The 2,667-nt window shown below is 59.5% G+C and carries 3 protein-coding genes; 1 reads left to right on the plus strand and 2 read right to left on the minus strand.

What is annotated here, in order from left to right:
* Window positions 1-43: 43 nt before the first annotated feature.
* Window positions 44-388, minus strand: coding sequence for a DUF4168 domain-containing protein (locus tag NW843_RS12790; protein ID WP_414331953.1), 345 nt, complete (start codon window positions 386-388; stop codon window positions 44-46).
* A gap of 388 nt (window positions 389-776) precedes the next feature.
* Between NW843_RS12790 and bchI the strand changes: the two genes are divergently transcribed.
* Entirely contained in the window at window positions 777-1,835 is a 1,059-nt protein-coding gene (gene bchI, locus NW843_RS12795) for a magnesium chelatase ATPase subunit I (RefSeq protein ID WP_011431779.1), read from the plus strand.
* 73 nt (window positions 1,836-1,908) lie between these two features.
* Here the strand turns inward: bchI and NW843_RS12800 are convergent, their stop codons facing one another.
* Window positions 1,909-2,577 carry a cofactor assembly of complex C subunit B gene (locus NW843_RS12800; protein ID WP_414523131.1) on the minus strand — a complete coding sequence of 223 codons (669 nt, stop codon included), beginning with the start codon at window positions 2,575-2,577 and terminating at the stop codon, window positions 1,909-1,911.
* Window positions 2,578-2,667 lie beyond the last annotated feature (90 nt).

The raw sequence follows: 2,667 nt of genomic DNA on the forward strand, positions 1-2,667 counted from the left end.
AGCCCGCACCCTGCGCATAGCGCGGGTGTCGGGTAGTTTACTTTTATCGGACTGGCGGTTGGGGATCCTCGCTTTGCAGGCGGAGAATTTCGGCCTCAATGCGCTGTTGCAAAGCTTTGCCCTCTTCGGAGCGGATCAAGAGTGTAATGCGGTTGTAGTCAGGCACAGTCATACCGTGGCGAGTGATGATCTCGGTCGCGGTGCGGATGAATTCTCGCCGGATTTGATCTTTGCTGGCTGGGTCGTTTGTGGCTTGGGAGCGCTTTTGGGCCTCTTGCCGGTGGGGCTCCATCTCCAAGACGATACGGGCGTACATTGTTACCTGCTCATCGCTCAACACCACAGAGGTGGTGGGGGTTTGAGCCACGGCCAGAGAGACAGTGAGCACAGGGATCCAAGTGCAAACCCAGATCAAACCCACCAGCCCTTTTTGGACCACGCTTTGGATTGGAAATGCCGTCCACCGTCTCCGACTTGCTTTGCCTGACACCGCTGATGTCTCCCCACCCGCCAACTGTTGCTCAGGTTGCCTAGGGTTTTTGTGAGCTTTCGGCCCCACGCCGGTTCAACACTCTGATGAACCCCGCGGGCTTCGATCCTATCTGCTCCTCTCTGTGAAAGCCCAGGGCGTCGTCCACGCTGACAACTGAGCTTGCTTTTCCATTTGACCGAAAACTGGTCTTTAGGTTCCAGTTCCAGTCCCTTTCCAACCTATCTGACACCCAGAAGGGAGTGGCCTCTGGGATAATGGGGATGAATTGTTGGTTATTGCCCCTATGCATTTGGAACGTCGCCCGGTTTTCCCGTTTACGGCCATCGTCGGCCAAGAGGAGATGAAATTGGCCTTGCTCCTCAACGTGATCGACCCGCGCATTGGCGGGGTGCTGATCATGGGGGATCGCGGCACGGGCAAATCCACCACCATCCGCGCTTTGGCCGACCTGCTGCCCCAGATCGAGGTGGTGAAAGGGGATCCCTTCAACAGCCACCCGCGGCAGCGGGACTTGATGAGCGATCAAGTGTGGGAACGGCTCCAAGCAGGGGAAACGCTGGAAAGCACTTGGATCCAGGTGCCGATGGTGGATCTGCCCTTGGGGGCAACAGAAGACCGAGTGTGTGGCACTCTCGACATTGAGCGGGCCTTGGCTCAGGGGGTGAAAGCTTTTGAGCCAGGGCTACTAGCCAAGGCCAATCGAGGCATCCTTTACGTGGATGAAGTCAATTTGCTGGATGACCACTTGGTGGATGTGTTGCTGGATGCGGCGGCCTCAGGCTGGAACACCGTGGAACGGGAGGGCATTTCCATTCGTCATCCGGCTCGGTTTGTGCTGGTGGGATCCGGCAACCCGGAAGAGGGGGAATTGCGGCCTCAACTGCTGGATCGCTTTGGCATGTTCGTCCAGATCGAAACGGTGCGAGATGCTGCCCTGCGGGTGCGGATCGTGGAGGAGCGCAGCCAGTTCGACGCCGATCCCCAGGCTTTTTTGGCCAAGTATGCCGATTCCCAGCAGCGCCTGCGGGAGCGCATCGAAAAAGCCCAACATCTTTTGCCCAACGTGGCAGTGGATCCCGACTTGCGCTTGAAGATCTCCGGAGTATGCGCGGCTTTGGAGGTGGATGGACTGCGCGGAGACATTGTAACCAACCGGGCTGCCAAGGCCCTGGCGGCTTTGGAAGGGCGCAGTGAGGTCACCGTCGCCGATATCCGTCGGGTGATCAGCCTGTGTTTGCGCCACCGCCTGCGCAAGGATCCCTTGGAAACCATCGACTCCGGCTACAAGGTGGAAAAAGCCTTCAGCGAAGTGTTCCAGGTGAGCCTAGAGAGCGCCGCCTAGCCCAAGCACTCCGCGCTGCTAGCCCTCACCCCCGGCCTCTCTCCCGGCGAAGGGAAGTTGGGAGCGGCGAACCTCAGCCAAATAGGGCCGCTAACTTGTCGGCAATGGCGGCAATCCAGGCTTGCTCCTGCCGGCTGAAGCTGCGTGGGGTATCGCTCCCCAAAATCAAGCACCCTTTCTGGCCGATGGGCTGGCACAGCACGGCTTGGGATCCGGGGGGCAACAGGCCATCGAACTCGGCGCGGGCCGGGAACAGCTTGAGATCCACCAAATACACGGGCCGCCCCGTCTGCAAGACCCGCTGTAAAACGCTCTTGGGCTGAATGGAGGGCATCTGGCCGGGGGTGGCTAGGATCCCCCGTTGCAGGAGGGTTCGCCCACCCACCCAGATCACCACGGTGCGGGCGGCGGTGGTGCTGAGCAGGGTATGGGAGGCCCAAGCCAGCTCCAGTTTCTCGCTTTCGGAAAGATCGGGATGCCAATCACAGCCGGGGATCCCTTGCAGGGGGGCCGTTTGGGGTGGAAGAGGCTGGATCTGCTGCCACAGCAGGCCGGTCAGGATCAAAACGGCGCTGAGGAGGATCCCCAAGGCATCTGAACGGGACTGGCTGGTGAGCAATTCCGGCGTAAAGGCCAGTCGATTAATAACCAAAAGGACGCTGCCCAAAAGGCCGGTCACCAGAGGCAGCCGCCTCACCCAGCGATTGGGATCCCTGGGGGCTGGAGTGGGTTCAACCGTCAAGGCAGGCTAGGCATAACCTAGAGGAAGTAACGGGAGAGAAGGGAGAAGCTGATACATTTACGCTGAACACTGCTGAACATCACTGTTCAA

The sequence above is a fragment of the Synechococcus sp. R5-12 genome (assembly GCF_047502655.1).
Taxonomy (GTDB): domain Bacteria; phylum Cyanobacteriota; class Cyanobacteriia; order Thermostichales; family Thermostichaceae; genus Thermostichus.